This is a genomic window from Azospirillum sp. RU38E (assembly GCF_900188385.1).
Lineage (GTDB): Bacteria > Pseudomonadota > Alphaproteobacteria > Azospirillales > Azospirillaceae > Niveispirillum.
In genome coordinates this window covers 14,862-38,755 of record NZ_FZOI01000017.1, presented here as the reverse complement: position 1 = coordinate 38,755, position 23,894 = coordinate 14,862, and the positions used below count along the sequence as shown (strand labels likewise).

The window sequence follows — 23,894 nt, the reverse complement described above, 5'->3', positions numbered from 1 at the left end:
TAATCCCCTTCGTGATCAAGCAGCGTTCTGCGCGCGCAGGCGCATATAGGCGCGCCATCCGCCCAGGCTGGTAATGTCAGAGGCGTCGCGGGTGGCCCAGGCTTCGCACAGGAAGCCCTGCACATGCCTTCCATCAACCAGTTCCAGAGTGCCGATACCCAGCGGCGGCGGGATCAGGGCCACGAAAGACCCGTAATGGGCCACCGGCATGTCCCAGAGTTCAACGGCGATGGGCATCCCCTCCCCCGTCCGGACCAGCCCCGGCTTGGGCGGGGTGGTCCCCGGCAGGGCGTAAAGGCGATAGGCAGCAGAGGTCAGCGTGCTTTCCAGCAACACGGCCCCGCGTTCCGTCAGTTGCCCGTTCAACGGCATGCCCGACAGATGTGCGCCGACAACCGCCAGCGTAATATGCCCGTGCCGTCCATCCACCATCTTTTCCGGCTGCGGCAGGGACTGGCTGCTGGCCCCGCGCTTCCACGGGCTGGCCGCATGCCACAGCCGCCCGAACTCAATCAGCCGCGCTTCGTTCCAAGCGGGCGCGATCAGGGTGATGCCGGCGGGCAGATTATCGCTGCGCATACCCCCCGGCAGGGCGATGGCCGACCAGTCCAGCAGGTTCACGAAATTGGTGTAGAGCCCCATGCGGCTGTTCACCCCCACCGGATCGGCCATTACATCGGCGATGGTGGGCAGGGTCGGGGCCGTGGGAACCAGCAGCCCATCCAGGCCCGCCATCAAACCTTCCGCCCGCCGCGCCAGCTCCATACGGCGGTATTCGGCCTTGAACCCATCGGCGGCGGTGAAGTTGTGGGCCTTCTCAATGATGGACCGGACCACGGGATGCACAATATCGGGCCGGTCGCGCATCACGCTTTCGATGGCGGCATAGCGTTCGGCCACCCATGGCCCTTCATAAAGCAGGGCCGCGACATCCCATAAGGGCTGAAAATCAATGGGCTTCAGGTCCACACCCAGGGAGGTGAGGCGGGCCAGTGATGCCTGATAGGCCGCCTGTGCCGCATCATCGCCAAACCAGTTGGGAGCTTTAGGAATGCCCAACACGGGCCGCGCCGGCCAGGCCGTGGGCGGTGCCCCGGCCTTGCGGGAGTAGGCGTCGGCGGCGTCATAGCCCTGCATCTGTTCCAGCACGCTGGCGGCGTCATCAACCGACAGGGCCATGACGGTGATACAGTCCAGTGTGCGGCAGGCGGGCACCAACCCGCGCGTTGAAACCAGACCCCGCGTGGGCTTGAACCCCACCAGATTATTATGCCCCGCCGGCACCCGGCCCGAACCCGCCGTATCGGTGCCCAGCGAGAACGGCACCAGACCGCGCGCCACAACCGATGCCGACCCGGAACTGGACCCGCCGGAAACATGATCCGGGCTGAAAGCATTGGGCACGGCGCCATAGGGGGAGCGGGTGCCCACCAGCCCCGTGGCGAACTGATCCAGGTTGGTTTTGCCGATGACAACGGCCCCCGCGGCCTCCAGCCGCGCCACGGCGGTGGCACTGACATCCGGCTGATAGGCAAAATCCGGGCAGGCGCAGGTGGTGGGCAGGCCGGCGGCGTCGATATTGTCCTTCACGGCAAAGGGAATGCCGTAAAGCGGGGCCGACGGGTCCAAAGCCGCGATCCGCGCCATCAGCGCATCCGGCCCGATCAGGCTGATCCAGGCCGGATCATCGGCGGATAGCGCCGCCAGCAGCGTGGGCAGCAAATCCTGTGGCCGTTGCCCGGCCCGATAGGCATTGGCCCAGTCCTGCAGGGTCCAGAATTGTGTGACAATCATCGCGCTCATGGTCCGATCTAGTTCCTGTACCGCTCCCCGGTCAGGCCAGTATGCGGACCCATGCTGCACCGCCATATACGCAGGATGACGTATTGGGGGGGTGTCGGGGATCGTAAGTACGCGTCAGTTCCTCACCCCTTGCCCGCCATGATCCGCATGGCCAGTGACGTGGCCGAAGCGCGGTTTTCCACGCCCATCTTGGCGAAGATGCGTTCCAGGTGCTTGTTCACGGTGCGCGGGCTGATGCCCAGGATTTCGCTGATCTCGCGGTTGGTCTTGCCATGGATCAGCCAGCGCAGCACCTCCACCTCGCGCAGGGTCAGGTCGATCTGGGCGCGCAATATATCCTCGCCCGACGGGCCGGCGGCGGTAAGCTGGAACAGATATTCCCCCGGCCCGGTGGGCAGCAGATAGCGCGCGGGCCCCACCCCAGCGGCGGGGGCCAGAGGCTCCGCCGTTTCCGTGTCCGACCCGCCGGCCACGGCGCGGAGCAGAAGGGCCTGGACCGGGGCGGGCGGTGCGGCCCCTTCACCGAAGGCCGCCGACAGCAGACTGGTCGCCTGTGGCGTGGACCAAAGGATATGGCCCGCCGGGTTGATGGCGAACAGGTGCCGGCCCGATGCATCCAGCGCCAACCGCGCGCCATGGGCGGCGCGAGCCGTTGCGATATGCACACGGATGCGGGCTAAAAGCTCAACAAGATTGACGGGCTTGGTCACATAGTCGGTCCCGCCCACCTCCAGCCCGCGCAGCACATGCGCGGTTTCCGTCAGGCCGGTCATAAAGATGACGGGCAGATGGGCGATGCGGGGATCACGCTTGATCTGCTGACAGGTGGTGAAACCGTCCATGCCGGGCATGACGGCATCCATCACCACCAGCGACGGTATCACCCGTTCCAGCAGGGTCAGCGCCGCCTCGCCCCGCGTGGCTGCCAGAGCGGTAAAGCCCCCGCGTTCCAGCGCATCGACCAGCATGTTCAGCTCGTCACGATTATCATCGACGACCAGGACCATATCGCCGGCGGCTACCCCGTCATGCATGATCAGCCCCCGTCATCCCAGCAGTCCCCAGTACCTCTGCCAACCGTTCATATTCAAATCCCTGGGCCAGCAGCGACAGCCGATCGAACCAGCCGTCATGTCCAGGATATCCCGCCCGCAACTCCCGCAGCAGTAGTTCGATCCCGCGCGCATGGCCGATCTTGGCCAAGTTGAGCAGGCCAGCGATTTCCGCTGCAGTGAGGGGGGGCGCCAACGGCACTCCCTCGGTCGTGGGTTCCTCGCGCCGCCATTCCAGGTCCAGCAGCACCTCCAGCCGCTCCAGAAGCTGGGCGATGTCGACCGGCTTCACCAGGAAATCATCATGCGGCTGATCGGCCCCGCGCCCGCGTTCAGCCAGATCATGCGCTTCGGCCGACAGCAGCAGGATCAACAAATCCTCCATCCCGCCATCACGCAGGGCTTGGGCCACCTGCCAGCCATTCAGGCCGGGCATGGAGATATCCAGGATCAGCAGGTCCGGCTTGTGATGCGGGGCAAGGTCCAAACATTCCGCACCATTGCTGGCAAAGATCAGGTCAAAGCCCAGCGGTTCCAGCAATTGCCGCATCATGGAAAGATGCTGCGCGTCGTCATCGCACAGCAAGATGGTGCGGCGATCACCATGATAACCCAGCACCCGGTGGCTGGGTCTGGCCTGAATGGGGGCCCGCACCTCTGACAGCAGCATCCGCACCTTGAAGCTGCTGCCCTTGCCCGGCTGGCTATCCATGGTCAACTCCCCCCCCAGCACATGGGTCAGCAGGCGCGTGATGGTCAGGCCCAGGCCCGTACCCGGAATGGCGTCCATACGGCTGGGCAGGTTGCCCCGGTCGAACGGCAGGAAGATGCGCTCCCGGTCTTCCGGCGCCACACCGATGCCAGTGTCGGCCACCTCGAATTCCGCCGTTTCCCCGCGCCGCCGCACGCTGAACCGCACCTGCCCGCGCTCCGTGTACTTCACGGCATTGGACAGAAGGTTCATCAATATCTGGCCCAGCCGCTTCTCGTCCGTCAGGACAAAACGCGGCAGGGTCGGGTCGGGTCGATACTCAAACGCCACGTCCTTGGTCGCCGCCTGCGGCCCGAACATGTCGGCCAGTTGCGCCAGAAAGGCCGGCAGGTCCACGACATCGCGGCTGATCTGCACCGTTCCGGTCTCGATCTTGGAAATATCCATCAACCCATCGACCAGCCGCGTGATGTGCTCCGCGCTGCGCCGGATCACGCGCACGGCATCCTCCGGCTGGCGCAGCCCGCCGCGTTCCAGCAACTGGGCATAGCCATTGATGGAATTCAGCGGCGTGCGCACCTCGTGACTAAGACCCGCGATGAAGCGGGTCTTGGCGATATTGGCGGATTCAGCCGCTTCCTTGGCCTTTTGCAGGGCGGCATCGGTCTGTTCGTGGGCCTCGATCTCGTCCAGCAGCAGCGTCATCCGCCGCTCGCTCTCTTCCTCTGCCAGATGCCGGCTTTCATTGGCCAGAACGATGGCCCAGGCCGCCAGCCCCATGATGATCAGGGCCGACGCAAAGACGATCTGCAGGGTGGTCCGCACCGTTTCTTTTGGCACGCCCGGTATCGCCCCATACTGCGTGCCGATCAGGGCCAGCAGCATCGCCATGCCCGCCGTCAGCAGCGCCATGACGGCCGCAAACCGCCCGATGCGGCTGCCCAGCCAGCGGCGCAACGCGGTCGGCAGATGGTTGCCCACCAGATCGGACAATTGCTCCCTCAGCGTCGCCCGCACCTTGCAGCGGTCATGACAGCGCGTTTCCAGCGAACAGCAGAGCGAGCAGATGGGCGCGCCATAGGCCGGGCAATAGGACATGTCCGGCGGCTCGAACATATTCTCGCACACCGAACAGCGGATCAGGCCGCTCTCCGTCACCATTACATCCGGCTGCCGCGCGATGTAATAGCGCCCCTTGGTGGCCCAGGCGATGACGGGGGCCGAGACAAAGGCCGACACCAGCCCCAGCAACGGCGCAAAGGCCCGCGCCAACTCCCCTAGCAGCCCGAAAAAGGCCGAGAGCGACAGCAGCAGCGATATGCCCATGGCTCCCACGCCAACGGGGTTTATGTCGTACAAATGCGCGCGGCGGAACTCGATGTTGGGCGGGCTCCACCCCATCCGCTTGTTGACCAGAAGGTCGGCGGTCAGCGCCCCCACCCAGGCCACGGCCAGATTGGCATAGATGCCCAGGATGCTCTCGATCACCCCGAATATCCCCATCTCCATCAACATCAGCGCCAGCATGACGTTGAAGACCAGCCAGACGGCGCGGCCGGGATGGGAATGGGTCAGGCGGGAGAAAAAGTTGGACCAGGCAATGGAGCCGGCATAGGCATTGGTGACATTGATCTTGGCCTGACAAACCACGATGAAAACCACCGTCAAGGCCACGGCCAGACCGGGAGAGGACACGATCCGTTCAAAGACCATGCGATACATGGCGGTTGGGGTTGCGGCCTCCAACGCAGTCATCCCCGCCTGCATGGCCGCATAACCCAGCAGCGACCCCGCCACCAGCTTGGCCCCGCCGATGAAAATCCAGCCCGGTCCCGCTATCAGCATGGCGCTCCACCACCCAACAGGGCCTGCGCGTCGACGATCTGGCAGGAAGCGCAGATAGTCCACCTGTTCGCCGATCTGCGGCAGCAACGACAACAGGACGGACGTCGCCAGACCAAAGGCCAGCAGGGAAAAACCACCTTCCGGTGCATGCAGGCCCGCCAGGCTTGTCCAGCCTGACAGTTCGCCCGGTTCGGCCAGAACCACAAAGACCAAGGGGGAAAGCTGTAAAATCAGCCAGATGGGCTGTGTCCAGACCTGCATCAGGCTGATTTTTCGGATGCCATGGATGGCGATTGGCAGCACGATCAGGGCACTGATCATGTGTGATAGCCAGAGCGGGATTCCCAGACAGAGTGTCAACGCCTCTGACATGATGGCCGCTTCAAGCGCCAGCAAAATGAAGGTGAAGCCCGCATAGATCAGCGATGTGAAGGTGGAACCGATGTAACCGAACCCAGCACCGCGGGTCAGAAGATCCATATCCACGCCAAATTTGGCCGCGTAATAGGCAATGGGCACACCAGTGGCCAGCACCAGCAGCGCCACCAATACGATGGCCGCCATGGCGTTGGTAAAGCCGTAGGCCAGCGTGATCGAGGCCCCAATGGCCTCGCACGCCAGGAAGGAGATGGCGCCCATCGCCGTATTGCCGACGCGGAACGGCGACCAGCGCCGCGCCCGGTCGGCGGTGAAACGCAGAGCGTAATCCTCCACCGTCTGGTCGGAGACCCAACGGTTATACTGGCGCCGCACACGCACGATGGGCAGCGATTTCAGCATTGGCACATTTCCATCAACGCCCAAGCCCCCCAGAACCTGTTCCACCCCATGCCCAGCACCCTAGCCGGGTCCAGGATACGCAGACATACGTCGTCTGACGTATTCGTTTTCGCATCTGCGAGACATTAACCTTCCCATCACAAACAAGGGCCATGGGCCGCAACAGCCCGGCCACGGATTTTTCCGCATAACAGGGGGTGCTTCATGATGGGACGCAAGTTTGCGCCGCGGCCGGCGGCTGCGCGCATGGCGGTATCGGCCTTGGCGCTTATGCTGGCCAGCCTGTCCGCTTCCCCGGCTTCGGCCGGTTTCACGCAGACCTTCGGGGATGGCAAGTCGCTGTCCATCGGCCTGGGCATGCGCGGTTCCTATACCAGCGCCGAAGATGCCGCCCCCAGCGGCAATGACCGCTCCAACGAATTCAATCTGGACAGCGTGCGCGTCTTCATTTCCGGCTCCCTGTCGGACACAATCAAGGCGACCTTCAATACCGAACGCGACGGCGACGGGAACCTGAAGCTGCTGGACGGTTACGCGCGCTTTGAATTCTCCGATGAATTCAACATCTGGGTCGGTCGCATGCTGCCGCCCAGCGACCGCGCCAACCTGGACGGTCCCTACTATATCAACGCCTGGTCCTATCCTGGTGTGGTGTCGCAATACCCGGCCAAGTTTGCCGGCCGCGATGATGGCGCCACTGTCTGGGGCAAGCTGCTGGACAAGCGCCTGACCTATGCTGCCGGCGCCTTCAAGGGCCATAACCGGATCAAGGGCGCCAGCAACCAGGGCGACAATGTGCTGTTCACCGGGCGGCTGGCCTATAACTTCCTGGATGTCGAGGACAACCCCGCCTATTACACCAGCAGCACCTATTACGGTTCTGCCGATGTCCTGACGCTGGCGATCGCCGGGGCCTATCAGGAGGATGGCGTGGGCACCGCCGCCAAACCGGGCGATTACGGGGCTGTCAGCATCGATGCCCTGTTTGAAAAGAAACTGGGCGATGCCGGGGCCATCACCTTGGAAGGGGCCTGGTATTCCTATGACACCGACGGCGTGGCCGACGTGGCCCCCGGTTTTGGCGGGGCATCGGGCACATCGAATGTTGGCGGTATTGCCGCGGGTGAGGCTTGGCTGCTGGGGGCCGCCTATCTGCTGCCGGGCAAGGTGGGCATGGGCCAGGTCCAGCCCTTCGTTCGCTATCAGACCTTCGATCCCGACGCCTCGCGCTCCGACACCAAACAATATGACTTCGGCGTGAACTACGTGATCAGCGGCCATTCCGCCCGCATCAGCGCGGAATATTCCACCATCGACACCGGCCCCGGCGCCGACAGCGACCGGTTCACGGTCGGGTTGCAGTTGCAGTTCTGATGGTGCGAGGTCGCTGGCTACAGCCAACGCTGCACCTCGATTGCTTTCCCCGCGTAGGTGGGGAAGGCAGGTAGGGCCAAGCGACCACGGCAGGGCATCCAACTGCCCCCCCCCCCTTTCCCCCAAAACCATTTCTGCTGACGGGAGATAACCCCATGTCGCGTCGTCAATTCCTGCGTTCCGCCGTCCTTTCCATCACCGGTGCCGCCCTGATGCTGGGGACCGCCGGGGTGGCGCTGGCCGCTGACAAGCCGCCGATCAAGGTCGGCATCCTGCATTCACTGTCGGGCACGATGGCCATCAGCGAGACGACCTTGAAGGACGTCATGCTGATGCTGATTGAAGAGCAGAACAAGAAGGGCGGCGTGCTGGGCCGCAAGCTGGAGCCGGTGGTGGTCGATCCCGCCAGCAACTGGCCGCTTTTCGCGGAAAAGGCGCGGGAACTGCTGGCAGTGCAGAAGGTCTCGGCCACGTTTGGATGCTGGACCTCTGTGTCGCGCAAATCCGTGCTGCCGGTGTTCGAGGAGCTGAACGGCATCCTCTTCTATCCCGTGCAGTATGAGGGCGAGGAGAGCAGCCGCAACGTCTTCTATACCGGTGCCGCGCCCAACCAGCAGGCCGTGCCCGCCGTCGATTACCTGATCGGCGAAGGGGTGCAGCGCTGGGTCCTGGCCGGCACCGACTATGTCTATCCGCGCACCACCAACAAGATCCTGGAAGCCTATCTGAAGGCCAAGGGCGTGAAGGCGGAAGACATCATGATCAACTACACACCCTTCGGCCATGCCGACTGGCAGTCAATCGTGAAGGATATCAAGAAGTTCGGTAGCGCCGGCAAGAAGACGGCCGTGGTGTCCACCATCAATGGCGACGCCAATGTCCCCTTCTATAAGGAACTGGCCAACCAGGGCATCAAGGCCACCGACATCCCCGTCATCGCCTTCTCGGTGGGGGAGGAGGAACTGGCCGGCATCGACACCAAGCCATTGCAGGGCCACCTGGCCGCGTGGAACTATTTCCAGAGCGTGAAGACCCCCATCAATGCCGAGTTCATCAAGAAGTGGCAGACCTTCACCAAGAACCCCAAGCGCGTCACCAACGACCCGATGGAAGCGCATTTCATCGGCTTCAACATGTGGGTGCAGGCGGTGGAAAAGGCCGGGACCACCGATCCCGACAAGGTGATCGATGCCATGGTCGGCGTGGCCGTGCCCAACCTGTCGGGTGGCTATTCCGCCATGCTGCCCAACCACCACATCACCAAGCCCGTCCTGATCGGCGAGGTACAGGCCGATGGGCAGTTTGAAACCGTGTGGAAGACGCCGGGCCTGGTGGCCGGCGACGAATGGTCCGACTATCTGCCCGACAGCAAGGATCTGATCGCCGATTGGCGCAAGCCGCTGTCCTGCGGCAACTTCAACACCGCCACGGGCAAGTGCGGGGCGAAGTAGCGCGGATGAGCGAAGCGTAATCCGCGGGGATCCCGTCGCGGGGACCGCGGATTACGGCTTGCGCCTCATCAGCGCTACGCCCCTCCCTCACACCCCGAAAGGCCACCCCATGCGAATGCTGCTGTTTCTGTTGTCGCTGCTGCTGACGCCGATGTCTTGGGCACAGGCGACGCCCCCCCTCATCGACGCGCTGGCCACCGATGATTACGCGGCCAAGGAACAGGCGCTGACCTCCCTGACAGAGACGGGCGACCCCTCCATCGTCCCGGCCCTGAAGGCGCTGGAAGGTGGGACGCTTTATCGACGACTGGCCGATGACAAGGTGGTGATCGGACGGGAGGACGGGGACAGCATCACCCTGACCGATCCGCTGTCAGGTGCGGTCTTGGGCACGGAGCCGGCGGGCAATCTGGAACTGATCCGCGTGAATAACCGCCTGCGCCGGGCCATTGGTGCCTCGCTGGGTGCCTTAACCCTGCGCAGCCCCGACGCCGCCGTCCGACAGACGGCGGCTGATGCTGTTTTTGTCAGCCGTGATGCCAGCGCCCTGCCGCTGCTGGACGCGGCTTTGGCCGACGAAAAGGATGCAAAGGTCAAGCGCAGCCTGGAACAGGCCCGCGCCGCCATCCTTTTGGGCGATGAAACCCTGAGCACCGTTGGCAAGCTGTCAGCCATCGCCACCATCGCCGACAAGGGCGGACAGGCGGCCCTGGCCCTGCTCAACCCGTTGACGGGCAGCGAGGATGCGGCGGTGGCCAAGGCCGCAACAGAGGCGGTACGCCTGATCGAGAACAAGCTGGCCTGGGCGGCGGCGGCGCAGAACATCATCTATGGCCTGTCGTTAGGGTCTGTCCTGCTGCTGGCCGCCATTGGATTGGCCGTCACCTTTGGGGTGATGGGCGTCATCAACATGGCGCATGGGGAGATGGTGATGCTGGGGGCCTACACGACCTATGTCGTGCAGGAGATGATCCGCACCCATGCGCCGGGCCTGTTCGACTGGTCGCTGCTGATCGCCTTGCCGCTGGCCTTCATCGTGGCGGGTGGCGTGGGCATCCTGATTGAACGCGGCATTATTCGCTTTCTGTATGGCCGCCCGCTGGAAACGCTGCTAGCCACTTGGGGCCTGTCGCTGGTGTTGCAACAGGCCGTGCGGTCGATCTTTGGCCCCACCAACATGGAGGTGGGGAACCCCACCTGGATGGCCGGTGCCTTTCAGGTCGGGGAGGTCACAATCACCTATGGCCGCATGTGGATTTTCCTGTTCGGTCTGATGGCCTTTGCCGCCCTGATGCTGTTGCTGCGCCGCACGCCACTGGGCCTGCAGATGCGGGCCGTGACCCAGAACCGGGCCATGGCGCGGGCCATGGGCATCCGCACGGCACGGGTGGATGCGCTGACCTTTGGCCTGGGCTCTGGCATCGCCGGGCTGGCGGGGGTGGCACTGTCACAGATCGACAATGTAAGCCCCAATCTGGGCCAGGGTTACATCATCGACAGTTTCATGATCGTCATCTTCGGTGGGGTCGGCAACCTATGGGGCACCCTGGTCGGGGCCATGTCACTGGGCATCGTCAATAAGCTGCTGGAACCCATGGCCGGGGCCGTGCTGGGCAAGATTCTGGTTCTGGTCGGCATCATCCTGTTCATCCAGGCGCGTCCGCGGGGCCTTTTCGCCCTGAAGGGCCGTGCCATCGAACATTAAGGGGACGCCCATGAAAAGCGGAATTCTGTTGCCTGGGCTGGACCGGGCGGGATTGCTGTTTGGTGCCGTGGCCCTGGGTCTGGCCATCCTGATCCCGGTGCTAAATCTGGCGGTGCCAGCCGATAGCGCGTTCCATGTGCCCCCGCATGTGGTGGCGCTGATGGGCAAGTATCTATGCTACGCCCTGCTGGCCCTGTCGGTCGATCTGGTCTGGGGTTATTGCGGTATCCTGTCGCTGGGCCATGGGGCGTTCTTCGCCCTGGGTGGGTACGCCATGGGCATGTATCTGATGCGGCAGATCGGGCCACGTGGCATGTATGGTCACCCGATCCTGCCCGATTTCATGGTGTTCCTGAACTGGCAGGAACTGCCTTGGTACTGGCTGGGCTTTGACCAATTCTGGTTTGCCGCCCTCATGGTGCTGGTGGTGCCGGGACTGCTGGCGGGCCTGCTGGGCTGGCTGGCCTTCCGCAGCCGGGTGACGGGCGTCTATCTGTCGATCATCACACAGGCCATGACCTTTGCCCTGCTGCTGGCCTTCTTCCGCAATGATATGGGCTTTGGCGGCAATAACGGCCTGACCGATTTCAAGGATATCCTCGGGGCCTCCATCCAGGCCGATGGCACGCGTAGCGCGCTGTTTGCGGCATCTGCCATTGCCCTGGCGCTGGGCTTTTTCCTCTGCCGTTGGATCGTGCGGTCGAAGCTGGGCCGGGTGCTGATCGCCATCCGTGATGCCGAAAGCCGCACGCGATTTCTGGGCTATCGGGTGGAACATTATAAGCTGCTGGTGTTTGTCACATCCGCCTGCATGGCGGGTGTGGCGGGGGCGCTGTATGTGCCACAGGTCGGCATCATCAATCCGGGTGAATTCAGCCCCGCCAACTCGATCGAGGCGGTGATCTGGGTGGCCGTCGGCGGGCGCGGCACTCTGATCGGGTCGGTGATCGGTGCGGTTCTGGTCAATTTCGGCAAGACCCTGTTGACCAATGCCCTGCCGGAGATCTGGCTGTTTGCGCTGGGCAGCCTGTTCATCGCCGTCACCCTGTTCCTGCCGCGCGGCATTGTCGGTCTGTGGACCGGCTACTGGACCCGGCGGCGCGAAAAACAGGCAGCATCCATCACCACCCAGCCCGTGACGGAGGGGCAATGATGTCCATCAGACACGACCCGCAGCATACCCAGCTTTACCTGGATGGCGTCTCCGTCAGCTTTGACGGGTTCCGCGCGCTGAACAACCTGTCGCTGATCATCATGCCGGGCGAGATGCGCGCCATCATCGGCCCTAATGGTGCAGGCAAGACCACCATGATGGATGTGATTACCGGCAAGACCAGGCCCGACAAGGGCACCATCCTGTTCGATGGCGACACCGACCTGACCCAGATGGACGAGGCCGGGATCGCCACCTTGGGCATCGGGCGCAAGTTCCAGAAGCCCACCGTGTTTGAAAGCCACACCGTCTGGGACAATATCGATCTGGCCCTGGCCGGAAAGCGGGGACCGGTCGCCAGCCTGTTCCACCGCGACGGCGCCGATAATGATCGTATCCTGGCCATCCTGGATACAATCCGCCTGGCCGCCCGCCGCCATGCCCTGGCAAGCTCCCTGAGCCATGGTCAGAAACAATGGCTGGAGATCGGCATGCTGCTGGCGCAGGAACCGAAACTGCTGCTGGTCGATGAACCGGTGGCGGGCATGACTGATGCGGAAACGGCGGAGACGGCCCGCCTGCTGCGGGAAATTGCGCAGACCCGCTCCGTCGTCGTCGTCGAACATGACATGACCTTTGTCCGCGACCTGGATGTGAAGGTGACAGTACTGCACGAAGGATCAGTGCTCTCCGACGGGTCGCTGGACCATGTCAGCGCCGATCCGCGCGTGATCGAAGTCTATCTGGGGCGGTGAGAGATGCTGAACGTCAATGACATCAACCTGCATTATGGTGCGGCCCAGGCCCTTCGCGGCGTCAGCGTCCAGGCACAGTCGGGCAAGGTCACCTGCCTGATGGGCCGCAATGGGGTGGGCAAATCCTCCACCCTGCGCGCCATCATCGGCCATCGGCCCATCAGTGGCGGCTCCATCACCTGGGAAGGGGCGGATATCTCCAAACTCTCCACCGAAGACCGGGCGCGGCGCGGCATTGCCTATGTGCCGCAGGGGCGGGAGATTTTTCCCCTGCTGAGCGTGAAGGAGAATCTGGAGACCGGCTTCGCCCCCCTGCCCCGCCGCCAGCGCTTCATCCCCGATGAGATATTCGAGCTGTTCCCAGTGCTGAAATCCATGCTGTCGCGGCGGGGTGGTGATTTGTCCGGCGGGCAGCAGCAGCAATTGGCAATTGGCCGCGCCCTGGTCACCCGCCCGCGCCTGCTGCTGCTGGATGAACCGACAGAGGGCATCCAGCCCAGCATCATCAAGGATATCGGCCGCGCCATCTCCTGGCTGCGCGACCGGGGCGACATGGCCATCGTGCTGGTGGAACAATATTTTGAATTTGCCCGCGACCTGGCTGATCTTTATGTCGTGATGGACCGGGGCGAGGTGGTGATGGCAGGGGACAAGGCCGGGCTGGTGGAAACTGAAGTGCGCAAATTCCTGACGGTATGAATGAGGGACATTGACCTGCTCCCTGAAAATGTGCCCGGTGTAAAGTAGAGTCCCTCCCATGCGAGGAGGGCCATTTGATGAAGAAGAGCCGTTTCAGCGAGGAACAGATCATCGGGATCCTGCGGGACCAGGATGCTGGGCATAAGACGGCGGACATCTGCCGGCGGCACGGGATATCGGAGGCGACATTTTACGCCTGGAAATCGAAATATGGTGGGCTGGAGGTGTCGGAGGCCAAGTGCCTGAAGAGCCTGGAGGAAGAGAACAGCCGGCTGAAGAAGCTGCACCAGAGGCCTATACTTATAAACGGTGACAATTAGGGGAGCAGGTCACCCGGCTTCATTTCGCCCTTGTCCATGCCGACGGCTTCCAGCATTGGCTGGGCCGACGCCGGTATACCAGGAGCACAATCGTCGAGTGCCTGCGGTTCCTGTCGCACTGGACCGACTGGGCCCATAAAGCCGGTTTTACATGTGAGAACATCCTCGCGGGATTTCAGGCGTCCAGGGCAATCTTTCAGGATTGCCGGAAGAGTCAGGAACGGCTGAAAGCCGGGTCATTATTCATCCGCTATCTCCAGGAATTGGGGCTGGTGACGCCTCCGGTGCCGCCGACATCGCCGACGCAAATCTGGCCGTTGCTGGGCGCATTCCGAACCTGGATGCAGGATCAGCGCGGTGTTGCCCGATCTATCGCTTCATACTGCACACCATGACAGCCATGGGTTATGGCCGTCATGGTGTGTTCAAAGGCGAATAGTTTTGCAATATATTGGATATGGACGAAGATACAGATCGCATATCATCCAAATATTTTGACAATGCCGTATCTACCGACATTGATGATATAAAAAATACAACGGTCATTGCCGCTAAAAATACATCATCTTTTAAGATCGGTATCGCAATTGATGCTGTTTTTCCAGGCGTAAGATTGTGGAGGTTGCGTCCTTGAACTGCATACCCTTGTTCTTTTATCTGATCCAGATTCAGGGCGTAAGAAGCGCCCCTAAGATACTCTGAATCCACCAACTTTGATACCCGAAGCCAACGAAGCAGCGCGTCCCGTTCTTCTTGAGGAGTGAATGCCAGACATAGACGACCAGAAGCGCTGTCCAGAATAGGTAACGTAAAACCTGGATAGTAGCGTTCGAACGTCAAAGACGTGTTGGCGTGCGTACTATCACGCAGAATCATGTTGTGCCCGACCCTGGACGAAATTGACACAGGCCAGCCAATTCTCCTGGTAAGAGACACTATGCAAGGTCTTGCGACTTCTACAAGTAGTTCACTATCCTGAAAACCACAGGATAGTGACTGTACCTGTGAAGTGGGCTTGTATCGTTTTAGGTCGGTGTCCAGCTCGATCATACCTTCATAGATCAACGTCTGTACCAACCGAAACGCTGTCGGATATGGCACGCCCGCCGCTCTAGAGATTTCCATCATCGTCAGGGGCCCTTTGCGGTTTACCGCTTGCAGGACCGATATGGCGCGACATATCGCGCGGATTGGCACTCCCTTTTCCAAGGTTTTGCCTCCTTAGCATGAAAGCAGCAGAGTTGAGGGAGATCAGGTTAATCTTCATGGAAGATTTACTTTTAATGGAAAAATTATAGATTGTTATTTTTCTGCTTTCTGGAGTTAAGAATACCGCAACACTCGTCTAAAGCCGAAATTTTCTGAATACCAACAAGGCAAAGATCTGCATTGAGGCCGGGATAACGCTGTATAACATTAGAATGCCGAAAAGCGCCCCATCACTTTGCGTTATCATGCCATGTGTAGAAGATTGAAAGTCAAACAGGCTCAGTACAACTCCAGAAAGAAGCGGTCCGACAGCAAATGCCAACTTCTCCATCGCTGAGAACAGGCCAGCGAAGACCCCTTCATTTGCCGCACCTGTGGACCGGCGCTGATAGTCCACAGTGTCGGTCATCAACGAAAGCGCCAGCAGGACAAAGCCGCCATTGGCGACACCGATTATCACCGACCGCAACAGAATGAGAAGATGTTCGCCGGTCAGTGCCTGCCCCACCGGGAGGTGGACAATCGCATCACCACCGGCACCCAGGAATAGCCAACTGAAGGTCACCGCGATCCAGACAATTGAAGCAAGGACGTAAGAACGGGCTTTACCAATCTTCCGGGGCAACCAGAGCCAAATCGGCTTGGCTGCAAGGCTGGATGACGCCATGACCAGAATATAGAGTGGGATAAGCCAGACTGCCTGCGCTACATACAAGAACACAAAGCCGATTACGGTGTAGCTGGCCGCCTGTCCAATGTTCGATAGGAAGCTGGCCGAGAGCAAAATTAGAAACGGCCGGTTCTTCGACACCACCCTGATCTGCGCGAAAAGATGGCCCGGTACCCAGGCAACGCCGATCAACGGCACCCCACGAAGGCCAAAGGCCGTGATCAGCATAGATGCCAGGCAGATGGAACCTAGTATCCAACTCATCGCGTGCCAGCCGCCCGCACCACCGCCGAAATGAGCGATCAGCAACTGAGGTGCCCCGACCCCAACAAGCACGCCGAAAGAGCCGAAGATCATACGCAGAACCATGACGCGGTTGCGTTCAAACGGATCGGGGGAAAGCTCTGCGGCCACGGCGAGATAGGGAACGGAGTATATGCTGAAGGCTGTCGAAGCCAGGAAGAAGATGATACAGACCGATATGGCGGCAAGCCAGGGGTTGGGATAGCCAACCACCATAAACAGGGACAGAAAGCCCAACGCGGTGCCTAGGGCACCGAACAACAGGAAAGGCGTGCGCCCCACCCTGCCCTTTACCCGGTCAGACCAGAGGCCGACCAGGGGGTCACAGGCGATCAACCAGAGTTTAGGGATCAGAACCACGATCCCGGCCAACCAAGCCGGCACTCCCAACATGGTTGTCATAAACAGGGGCAGCAACACGGCTGGCGTGTCGCGAAAAATCTGCGCACCCAGTTGTCCGACGCCATAGCGCAGAACGACCGATGTCGGCAACCGATGCGCGGATCCAGTGTTCATGCCAACAAAACCCCTTTTTACGTGAAGCACATCCCATGGCTGGGTCTGCCAGCGCAGACTGGCTTGTAGCAAGCTATTCAGCCAGCGTAATCACGACCTTGCCAAAGGCACCGGTCGCAGCGTGGCGGTACGCTGCGTCGGCGTCGTCGAAGGCGAATACCCGGTCAATGATCGGCTTGATCCCGTGCTCAACCATGAAATTCAACAGGTCCTGATGATCCTGGCGCGAACCCACCAGGACCGCGCTGACCCGCAGGGCAGAGAAGATAAGCGGCAACGCGTCGATTTGGCCACCGAACCCGTCGAGCGCGCCGATCAGCGCCAGATGCCCGCCTAACCCCAGGCAGGCGATGGAGTTAGCCAACGTGCCAACGCCGCCCAGTTCAACGACATGATTGACCCCCATGCCGCCGGTCAACTTGCGTACCGGCTCTGCCCATTGCGGGTGATCACGATAATTGACCCCATCGACCGCCCCCAATGTTCTGGCACGGTCGATTTTGTCAGCACTGGACGACAGAATGATGGGCCGCGCACCGGAAGCCGCCGCGATCTGAAGCGCGAACAACGCAACGCCGCCCGTGCCCAGGATCGCTACATAGTCGCCCGATTTCAATCCGCCCAAGGTTTTCAGTGCGCTCCAGGCCGTAACACCGGCGCAAGGAACGCATGCCGCTTCCTGATAGGTCCAGCCATCAGGGATGGGCAGCACGCCCGTTTCCGCCAGCACGACATGGTCTGCGAACACGCCAGGGCCACCCGCCCCCAAAGAAGACAGTACGGCCGGTAATGTCGGCCGACCGCCCGGATAGTTCTGAAAGAAAGTAGACATCACCCGGTCACCGGGTTTGAACGCTGTCACCCCCGAACCAACGGCCACGATATCGCCTGCGGCATCCGATAGGGGGGTAAAGTTGTCGGCCCCATTCACGGGGTAGGAAAGGTCGCGGACGCCAAGGTCGCGGCGATTCAAGGATACCGCCCGCACGCGAACCACCACTTCCCCCGGACCAGGACGGGGTATGTCACCATCGGCCCGTGCCAGACCATATCCCGCTTCGCCCCGTACCAATATGTGCCGACGGCTGTCCATGCCCGTGTCCCCTTTGATGAAATTGATAATGGCGCGTGTGAAGGCACCAGTCTGACGCTCGGGTGTCGCAAGGAATGCCGGGCCCGTGATTGTCACCGGAACTGTTGGAAACATGTCCCGAAAGCGGGCCAGCATGCCATTCAGCGTCAGAGGATCGTCGGATGCTTGTACCGCCTGCACGGGCACGCGGCCTTCATCAATGATCGTGCGGATGACGTTGGCGAAATCCTGATCGAAGATGGCGTCAAAGGCCAAATCACGTCCCCGTCCCGCCACCAGCGCACCCACTGCCTCGGCATGGACAAGATCCGGCACGGGGTCCAGGAACAATCCCTTCATCTGCCGGTAGGTGCCGGCAAAATACGCTCCCTCGGCATCAATCGGGGGCGCATAACCGATATCCGCCCTCAGCTTCCGCCGCTCTTCCTCCGGTGCCAGAAGAATACCGGAGAGTGTCAAGGACCGCACACGATCGGGCACCGCGGCCGCAATTTCAGCCGCAAAATGGGAACCTGTATGATGCGCTACCAGATGAAAGTTGCCGACGCCCAACGCATCAAGCGCCTGCAATATCCATGTGGCGTAATCGGTTGTACCGGGGACGCCCTCCGGCAGAAAGCTTTCACCAAAGCCCGGTGTGTCCAGGGCAACCGCCGAAAAGCCGGCATCCGCCAACATGCGCATTACCTGCTCAAAGCCGGCGGAGCTGATCGGTGTGCGGTGAAGGAGGACCACTGTCTCGCCGCTGCCCTGGATGCGACGTCCGTGGACCTGACCTGACTCTGTCTGGGCGTAGAGCTTCGTAATCATGGCACGCACCCCATTGATAATGGTCATATCTGGGTGCCGATGATCACGCGATCAGCCCTGGGATCGGTTGCCTCACGGTCGATCAGCGGGTCACCGGTGGGCAGGCCCAGCGCCAGCATCCCCGTCGGGGCCATACTATGATCCCAGTGCAACTCCACATGGGTCGTGATGCTGCGACAATCCGTGTAAAGACGCGGAACGGGATTGGATTGAAGCTGGCCACCGGCCCCCAGCCCGGCCGACAGCCGATCAGCCGCCGACAGGCACAGGCGTGACGCGAAGGTCACATTGCGCTTGCCCCACAATAGATCGTCAGGCGCAATATCCTGCCCTGACAATCCCCAGGCGTGCAGGCGACGAATATATTCATCGAAGACCAGCGTGGCCGCATCAATCTCGGCCGTAGCGACACCGAGATTGACCTGAACGGGGGTCTGAACGGCAACACGCTCGCCAACGATCTGCCCGCGGCGCTTGGCCGTTTGTTCAATGGTCGCCGTCAGCGCACCCTTTGCCGTTCCTAAAAGGGGCCCCATGAAATAGCTTTTTTGCAGCGGGGCCGGTCGCAGACGATAGACGTAGCTGCTGTGGATTCCCGATCCGGGCGGGTTGGGCGCCAGATATACGTCGCGTTCGACCAGCCGCTCGTCAGGAATGAACTGGTTCACGATCTTGACGTGATGGCTTCCCGTCGCATGCAGACCGGCTGAATCCCATGTGTCCTCAATCGTGTATTCACCCGGCAACAGCAGACAGAAATGCGTGAACAGCGGCCCATCGCCTTCCTTGGCGATGACCATCAGTCCCCCTGCATGGCGCACGCCGCTGGCCCAGCCCCAGCGACCACTGAGCCGCATCCCCCCTGGCACCCGCTCCAAAACGCCCGATCCCGCTGAGGCCGTCGCCAGGATTCCGTCGGGGGACGCCGTGAAGAAAGCGTCTTGTGCCTTCTCCGGAAAGCGACCGATGCACATGACATGGGTGAAAACCAACCCGGCGATCCAACCCGCCGACCCGCAGGCCTGGGCGATTTCGCGCGAAATGTAATAGTGCGCACCCCAGTCCAATTCGTAGCCACCGTAGCGAAGTGGCATGTAGGACTTGTGCAGGCCAGCCTCCTTCATCGCAGCGACTACCGAAGCCGGCAGGTCACTGGCTCCACGGTAAGACGGAACAGCAGCAGCAATTTCCGGGGCCAGATCACGGGCAGCGGTGACGAGATCGGCGCACTTCGCCGAAATCTCGGGACGACTCATGGTCATGGGACGCTCGATGTTTCAATTGGACGGAATATGTCGATGTTATTTCAGGCTCAATATTCCAGCCAAAAACTGTTCGGGAATCATAACCCCATTTGGTTGTCTGCCCGGCACGCCACTGTCGTGACACCTCCCGGGGTTCAAATGCGGTCTGTCCGCCAGGTGGTGAACATCAGCCAGAAGGTGTTGAGAAAAAATTTTTGCCGGAATTATCTGGAAAAACCAAAGTTGGCTCCGGGACTGTTTCCTGATTTCGCTCAAGCGCCGTCGACGTTCAGTGGGGTGCCTAAACGGGTAGCACCCCCACGAATTGATGTGCATCCGGTGCCGCGTAGATCGGAAACGCGACTTTGGAATTGCGGCAGGTCCGCGCCTTTCCCAATACACTCATTAAAGCAGGGGGCTTCATGCACCGTTCCAAAATCATCGCGCTGACCACGTCCGCCTTGGTCAGCGCCTTCGCCGTTTCCGCTGTCGTTCCTGCCGCCCTGGCCGCAGAGGACGAACTGATGTTGGAAGAAATCATCGTTACGGCCCGTAAGCGTAAGGAGGACATTCAGACCGTTCCCATCGCCATTCAGGCCTTGACGGCGGGCGATCTGGCCGAACGGAACATCAGCAGCCTGACCGACCTCGGCAGTTCGACACCTGGCATTACTGTTTCAAACATCACCGGTGGCACGTTCACAAACGTGATGGTGCGTGGTCTGGCACCGGCGAACTCTTCGTCGGACCTGAATATCGAAGCGAATGTCGGCATTTTTATTGATGGCATCTACCAGACAAGCCGGAATGCCGCGGATGTCCTTTCAACGGTCGACATTGCCCAGGTTGACGTCGTCAAGGGGCCGCAGAGCGCGCTCTATGGCCGCTCAACCTTCGCTGGCGCGTTGGGTATCACGACTGCACGACCGGGCAAAACCCCGGAAGGTAAGGCCACCGTTACCATCGGTAATAACGGCGACTACCGGGGCAAGGTCTCGCTGTCCAAGCCGATCATCGAAGACAAGCTGTCGGGTTCTATCGCTGCCAATTGGTCGACCTATGGCGGCGAGTTTGACAATCTGAACAACCCGTCGGACAAGCTCGGCGGGTATGAGAAGCGCGGTGTTTCCGGCGCACTTGTCTTTACGCCAACGGAGAATTTCACAGCGACCTTTACCGGTTTTGCGACCAAATCTACTTTTGAATTGCCGGGTCTCTCGCGCAATCCACTAGAAAGCCACAATTGCGGTGGCTTCAATGCCCAGACGCAGGCCTATTTCATCTATTGCGGCGAGGTGCCGACGAATCTTCCAATAGATGTCAGCAGCAATATTCCTGACAGCACTTCCAAGTCACGCCAGGGCGCACTGGAACTGGAATACGAGTTTGACGCATTTTCCATCGTCAGCGTCACCGGCATCTCCGCATCGGAGGTCTACGCGTCCAACGACGCGGACACAATCGGCAATGGCGCGCTTTACGGCGTCTGTACGGTGGGCAGCACCTGTGGGGCCACAACAGGCACCTACACACGCACCGTACGCGGCAACTCCATTACCGTCAGCAATGACAGCGTGGTGACGAAGAGCCAGGAATTGCGCATCCAGTCGCCCGACACGGATCGGTTCCAGTGGCTGGCCGGTGCCTTCTTCTTCCAGTCCAACGTCGATGCCAAGACATGGTCGGGCACGACAGCCGCGGGACTGACCACGACTGAACGCTTGGTCCAGATCCTGCCCGGCATGGCGGCGGGTACCGGTCCGTTGGCGGCCACGGCGAATTCAGGCCTGGTTTTTGAACCCGGGTCTTTCGTTCGGATGTCCAGCCTGTCCTACAAGCAGAACATCACCAGGTCCCTGTTCGGCTCGTTGGGCTACGAGGTGTTAGACGGTTTGCGTGTCTCTGCAGAGGGTCGATACAATATCGACCGTAAGACCGACGATTGCCGCTTGAGCTTCTTCGCCGCCTGCGCCGGTGTCCAGCCGCTGTCAGGCGAGTTCACCAGCTTCACCCCGCGTTTCACGGTGGATTACAAGGCATCGGAAGATGTCTTCCTGTTTGCATCTGCCGCGAAAGGCGTGCGTTCCGGCGGCTTCAACACGGTGGCCGGTCTGACCGAAAGCGAGCGGACCTTTGATGAAGAAGAAAATTGGACATACGAGGCCGGGCTGAAGTCCTGGCTATTTGACCGCCGCGTGATGTTGAATGCCTCGCTGTTCCGGGTGAATTGGAAGAACCTGCAGATTTCCACTTTCTCCCCCAACACCACCGTTGCCCAGGCCATCATCATGAATGCCGGGGAGATGAAGACCAACGGCGTGGAGGTTCAGACCGAATTCAAGGCGACAGATATTCTGTCATTTGGCGGATCAGTGACCTATTCCGATCCCAAATATGGTGACGGTGCCTATGATCCTGCCTATACGACCCAGTGCGGTAACCCTTCGACCGTTTGCGACTTGGTGACAATTGCCGGACGCGGGCTCCAGGCCTCTATTGAGGGGAATCGGCCCGCGCGCTCGGTGAAACTGCAATACAACCTGCATGCTACCGCTGACGTACCGGTTTCCGCTGACTGGAACCTCTCCGGTCGCGTGGATGTCAGTTACGTTGGGCCGACCTATACCAACAGTCTCAACCTGACCAGCTTTGGCGAACGGACACTGACCAACCTGCGGGTCGCGCTTGACAATGATGTTTATTCCATCGCGGCCTGGGTCACCAACCTCACCGACGAGCAATACAACGCCAATGTCATCCAGCAGCCGCGCAACTACTCGATCGGTACCCAGCGCATTTTGGAGGTTTATCGTGGCGATGGGCGGCGTTTTGGCGTGACCGCGTCGGCCAAGTTCTGATTGACAGTTTTGTACGCGTCCCCCTGCCATCTTGGCGGGGGGACCACCTCTTTCTTCGGAGAATGCCATGAGAAGCAGTACGGTTCCGCTGTCTCGCCGTACAGTCGTCGGTGGCCTGCTGGCCGCCGCCCCCCTGGTCATCGCGTCACGCGGTTGGGCCGCCGGTCCAAAAGAAGTGGATGTCATCGTTGTCGGTGCCGGTCTGGCCGGCTTGAACGCGGCAATGCTGTTGCAGGAACAGGGGCTTTCCGTACAGGTGCTGGAAGCGTCCGACCGCGTCGGGGGACGGCTGCGCACGGGGCGCGCGGAGGGTTATCAGGCTGAGTTGGGCGGTAGCGAGGTCGGAGACCTTTACGGACGTGTGCGCGATGCCTGTCAGCGCCTGAATGTCGGCCTGACGAACAAGGCGATCAAAAGCGCCGACGCCATGTTCCATATTGACGGCACAACGGTTCTGGCATCCGACTGGTCGGGCTCTGCGGCCAATCACACGCGGGGACGGGAACGGGCCTTTCTGCCCAATATTCTGCAAAACCGCCTGATGCACGATTGGCTGCCGTTCAAGCAGACCAATGCTTGGCTGCAGCCAGAGAACATGCAGTATGACGTATCCGCAGCAGAGTTCATGCGCTCCAAGGGTGTGTCAGAGGCGGCCATCCGTCTGGCAGACGTTGATCTGAATGGATCGAGCCTGGAGGGTGTGTCCGCCCTGTCGATCTTCCGCGATATGGCCCGCGCCCAGATAGAGGGCTATGTCGATCCGAACCGGCCGCAATACGGCTCCAATTCCGAAGCCGCCCGCAGCTTCATCGTCGGTGGTTCCGATATGCTGCCCCGAGCTATGGCCGCGAGCCTTAAGCTGCCCGTCCGTCTGCACAGTCCTGTCCTGGCCATCGACCAGACCGGGGATAAGGTCAAGGTTCAGTTGGGTAGCGGCGAAGTCTTAACCAGCCGGTTCGTGGTCGTCGCCGCCCCGTTCAGTGCCGTTTCCCGTATCCGCTTCACCCCGGGCCTGCCAGATGCCCAGGCGGATGCGGTCGCAGGCGCACGCTATTCCGCGACAACGCAGTTCCATTTCAAGATCGTCAAACCCTATTGGGAAAAGGACGGCCTGCCGCCTTCGATCTGGAGCAACGCTTCGTTTGAACGCGCCTTTGCCCGCAAGGATCCTGACACAGGGGCCATCGACACGATGATCGTCTGGGTCAATGGCGATGGAGCCACCCGATGGGATGACCGCGATACGGACAAGCAGGTGGAACTGGTCCTGGCTGAACTGGCCCGCATTCGCCCGTCCATGGCTGGTGCCTTGAAGTATCAGTTCGGCTATAGCTGGGGCCGCAATCCCTATGTCGGTGGCAATAAGCATTTCTATGCCCCCGGCCAGGTCAAGCGGTTTGCTGCCGACATGGGCAAGCCCACCGGACGGATCCATTTTGCGGGCGAACATCTGCGCCGTCTGGAACATGGTATGGAAAGCGCCATGGAAACGGGCGAAGCGGCTGCATTGGAGATTATGGAACGGCTCTGATTGCCAGACCG

At 61.0% G+C, this 23,894-nt stretch carries 15 protein-coding genes and 2 pseudogenes; 9 read left to right on the top strand and 8 right to left on the bottom strand.

Annotation, left to right across the window (positions count from 1 at the left end; genetic code table 11):
* Positions 1-15: 15 nt before the first annotated feature.
* The 3 genes from atzF to CHB97_RS20920 form a co-directional block, all read right to left on the bottom strand.
* Positions 16-1,803, bottom strand: a complete 1,788-nt coding sequence (atzF, locus tag CHB97_RS20930; protein WP_244559644.1) for an allophanate hydrolase — start codon at positions 1,801-1,803, stop codon at positions 16-18.
* A gap of 122 nt (positions 1,804-1,925) precedes the next feature.
* Complete coding sequence (locus CHB97_RS20925; RefSeq protein ID WP_089289960.1) at positions 1,926-2,837, bottom strand: DNA-binding response regulator; 912 nt, start codon at positions 2,835-2,837, stop codon at positions 1,926-1,928.
* The gene (locus CHB97_RS20920; RefSeq protein WP_089289959.1) at positions 2,830-6,192 is read right to left on the bottom strand and encodes an ATP-binding protein; all 3,363 of its coding nucleotides are present in this window, start codon (positions 6,190-6,192) and stop codon (positions 2,830-2,832) included. The genes CHB97_RS20925 and CHB97_RS20920 overlap by 8 nt, the downstream gene beginning before the upstream one ends.
* A gap of 204 nt (positions 6,193-6,396) precedes the next feature.
* Here CHB97_RS20920 and CHB97_RS20915 point away from each other — a divergent pair, with 204 nt between their 5' ends.
* From CHB97_RS20915 to CHB97_RS20885, 7 genes and pseudogenes are all read left to right on the top strand, one after another.
* Entirely contained in the window at positions 6,397-7,566 is a 1,170-nt protein-coding gene (locus CHB97_RS20915; RefSeq protein ID WP_200820050.1) for a porin, read from the top strand.
* Positions 7,567-7,721: 155 nt separating this feature from the next.
* Positions 7,722-9,017: an urea ABC transporter substrate-binding protein gene (gene urtA / locus CHB97_RS20910; RefSeq protein ID WP_371333129.1), complete on the top strand. Its 1,296-nt coding sequence runs from the start codon at positions 7,722-7,724 to the stop codon at positions 9,015-9,017.
* 115 nt (positions 9,018-9,132) lie between these two features.
* Positions 9,133-10,722, top strand: coding sequence for an urea ABC transporter permease subunit UrtB (gene urtB, locus CHB97_RS20905; protein ID WP_244559646.1), 1,590 nt, complete (start codon positions 9,133-9,135; stop codon positions 10,720-10,722).
* A gap of 10 nt (positions 10,723-10,732) precedes the next feature.
* Positions 10,733-11,875 (top strand): urea ABC transporter permease subunit UrtC, encoded by a 1,143-nt coding sequence (gene urtC / locus CHB97_RS20900; RefSeq protein WP_089289957.1) that lies wholly within the window; start codon positions 10,733-10,735, stop codon positions 11,873-11,875.
* Positions 11,872-12,630 (top strand): urea ABC transporter ATP-binding protein UrtD, encoded by a 759-nt coding sequence (gene urtD, locus CHB97_RS20895; protein ID WP_244559643.1) that lies wholly within the window; start codon positions 11,872-11,874, stop codon positions 12,628-12,630. The genes urtC and urtD overlap by 4 nt, the downstream gene beginning before the upstream one ends.
* A 3-nt stretch (positions 12,631-12,633) precedes the next feature.
* A complete protein-coding gene (gene urtE, locus CHB97_RS20890; protein ID WP_089289955.1) occupies positions 12,634-13,329 on the top strand; it encodes an urea ABC transporter ATP-binding subunit UrtE in 696 nt (231 codons plus the stop codon).
* 77 nt (positions 13,330-13,406) lie between these two features.
* Positions 13,407-13,613: pseudogene (locus CHB97_RS20885) on the top strand (transposase); the annotation flags it as partial.
* A gap of 450 nt (positions 13,614-14,063) precedes the next feature.
* On the opposite strand, the gene CHB97_RS26890 reads toward CHB97_RS20885, so the two are convergent.
* The 5 genes and pseudogenes from CHB97_RS26890 to CHB97_RS20865 all read right to left on the bottom strand — a co-directional run bounded on the left by CHB97_RS26890 (position 14,064) and on the right by CHB97_RS20865 (position 19,512).
* Entirely contained in the window at positions 14,064-14,525 is a 462-nt protein-coding gene (locus tag CHB97_RS26890; RefSeq protein WP_244559642.1) for an IclR family transcriptional regulator C-terminal domain-containing protein, read from the bottom strand.
* A gap of 171 nt (positions 14,526-14,696) precedes the next feature.
* Positions 14,697-14,846, bottom strand: a pseudogene (locus tag CHB97_RS27125) (helix-turn-helix domain-containing protein); the annotation flags it as partial.
* 148 nt (positions 14,847-14,994) lie between these two features.
* Positions 14,995-16,347, bottom strand: a complete 1,353-nt coding sequence (locus tag CHB97_RS20875; protein WP_089289953.1) for an MFS transporter — start codon at positions 16,345-16,347, stop codon at positions 14,995-14,997.
* 73 nt (positions 16,348-16,420) lie between these two features.
* Positions 16,421-18,277, bottom strand: a complete 1,857-nt coding sequence (locus tag CHB97_RS20870) for an alpha/beta fold hydrolase (protein WP_089289952.1) — start codon at positions 18,275-18,277, stop codon at positions 16,421-16,423.
* Positions 18,274-19,512 (bottom strand): acyl-CoA dehydrogenase family protein, encoded by a 1,239-nt coding sequence (locus CHB97_RS20865; RefSeq protein WP_089289951.1) that lies wholly within the window; start codon positions 19,510-19,512, stop codon positions 18,274-18,276. Before CHB97_RS20865 ends, CHB97_RS20870 begins: the two co-directional genes overlap by 4 nt.
* A 404-nt stretch (positions 19,513-19,916) precedes the next feature.
* Here CHB97_RS20865 and CHB97_RS20860 point away from each other — a divergent pair, with 404 nt between their 5' ends.
* Together CHB97_RS20860 and CHB97_RS20855 are read left to right on the top strand one after the other, a co-directional pair.
* Positions 19,917-22,352 carry a TonB-dependent receptor gene (locus CHB97_RS20860; protein WP_089367495.1) on the top strand — a complete coding sequence of 812 codons (2,436 nt, stop codon included), beginning with the start codon at positions 19,917-19,919 and terminating at the stop codon, positions 22,350-22,352.
* Between the two features lie 67 nt (positions 22,353-22,419).
* A complete protein-coding gene (locus tag CHB97_RS20855; RefSeq protein ID WP_089289949.1) occupies positions 22,420-23,883 on the top strand; it encodes an FAD-dependent oxidoreductase in 1,464 nt (487 codons plus the stop codon).
* Positions 23,884-23,894 lie beyond the last annotated feature (11 nt).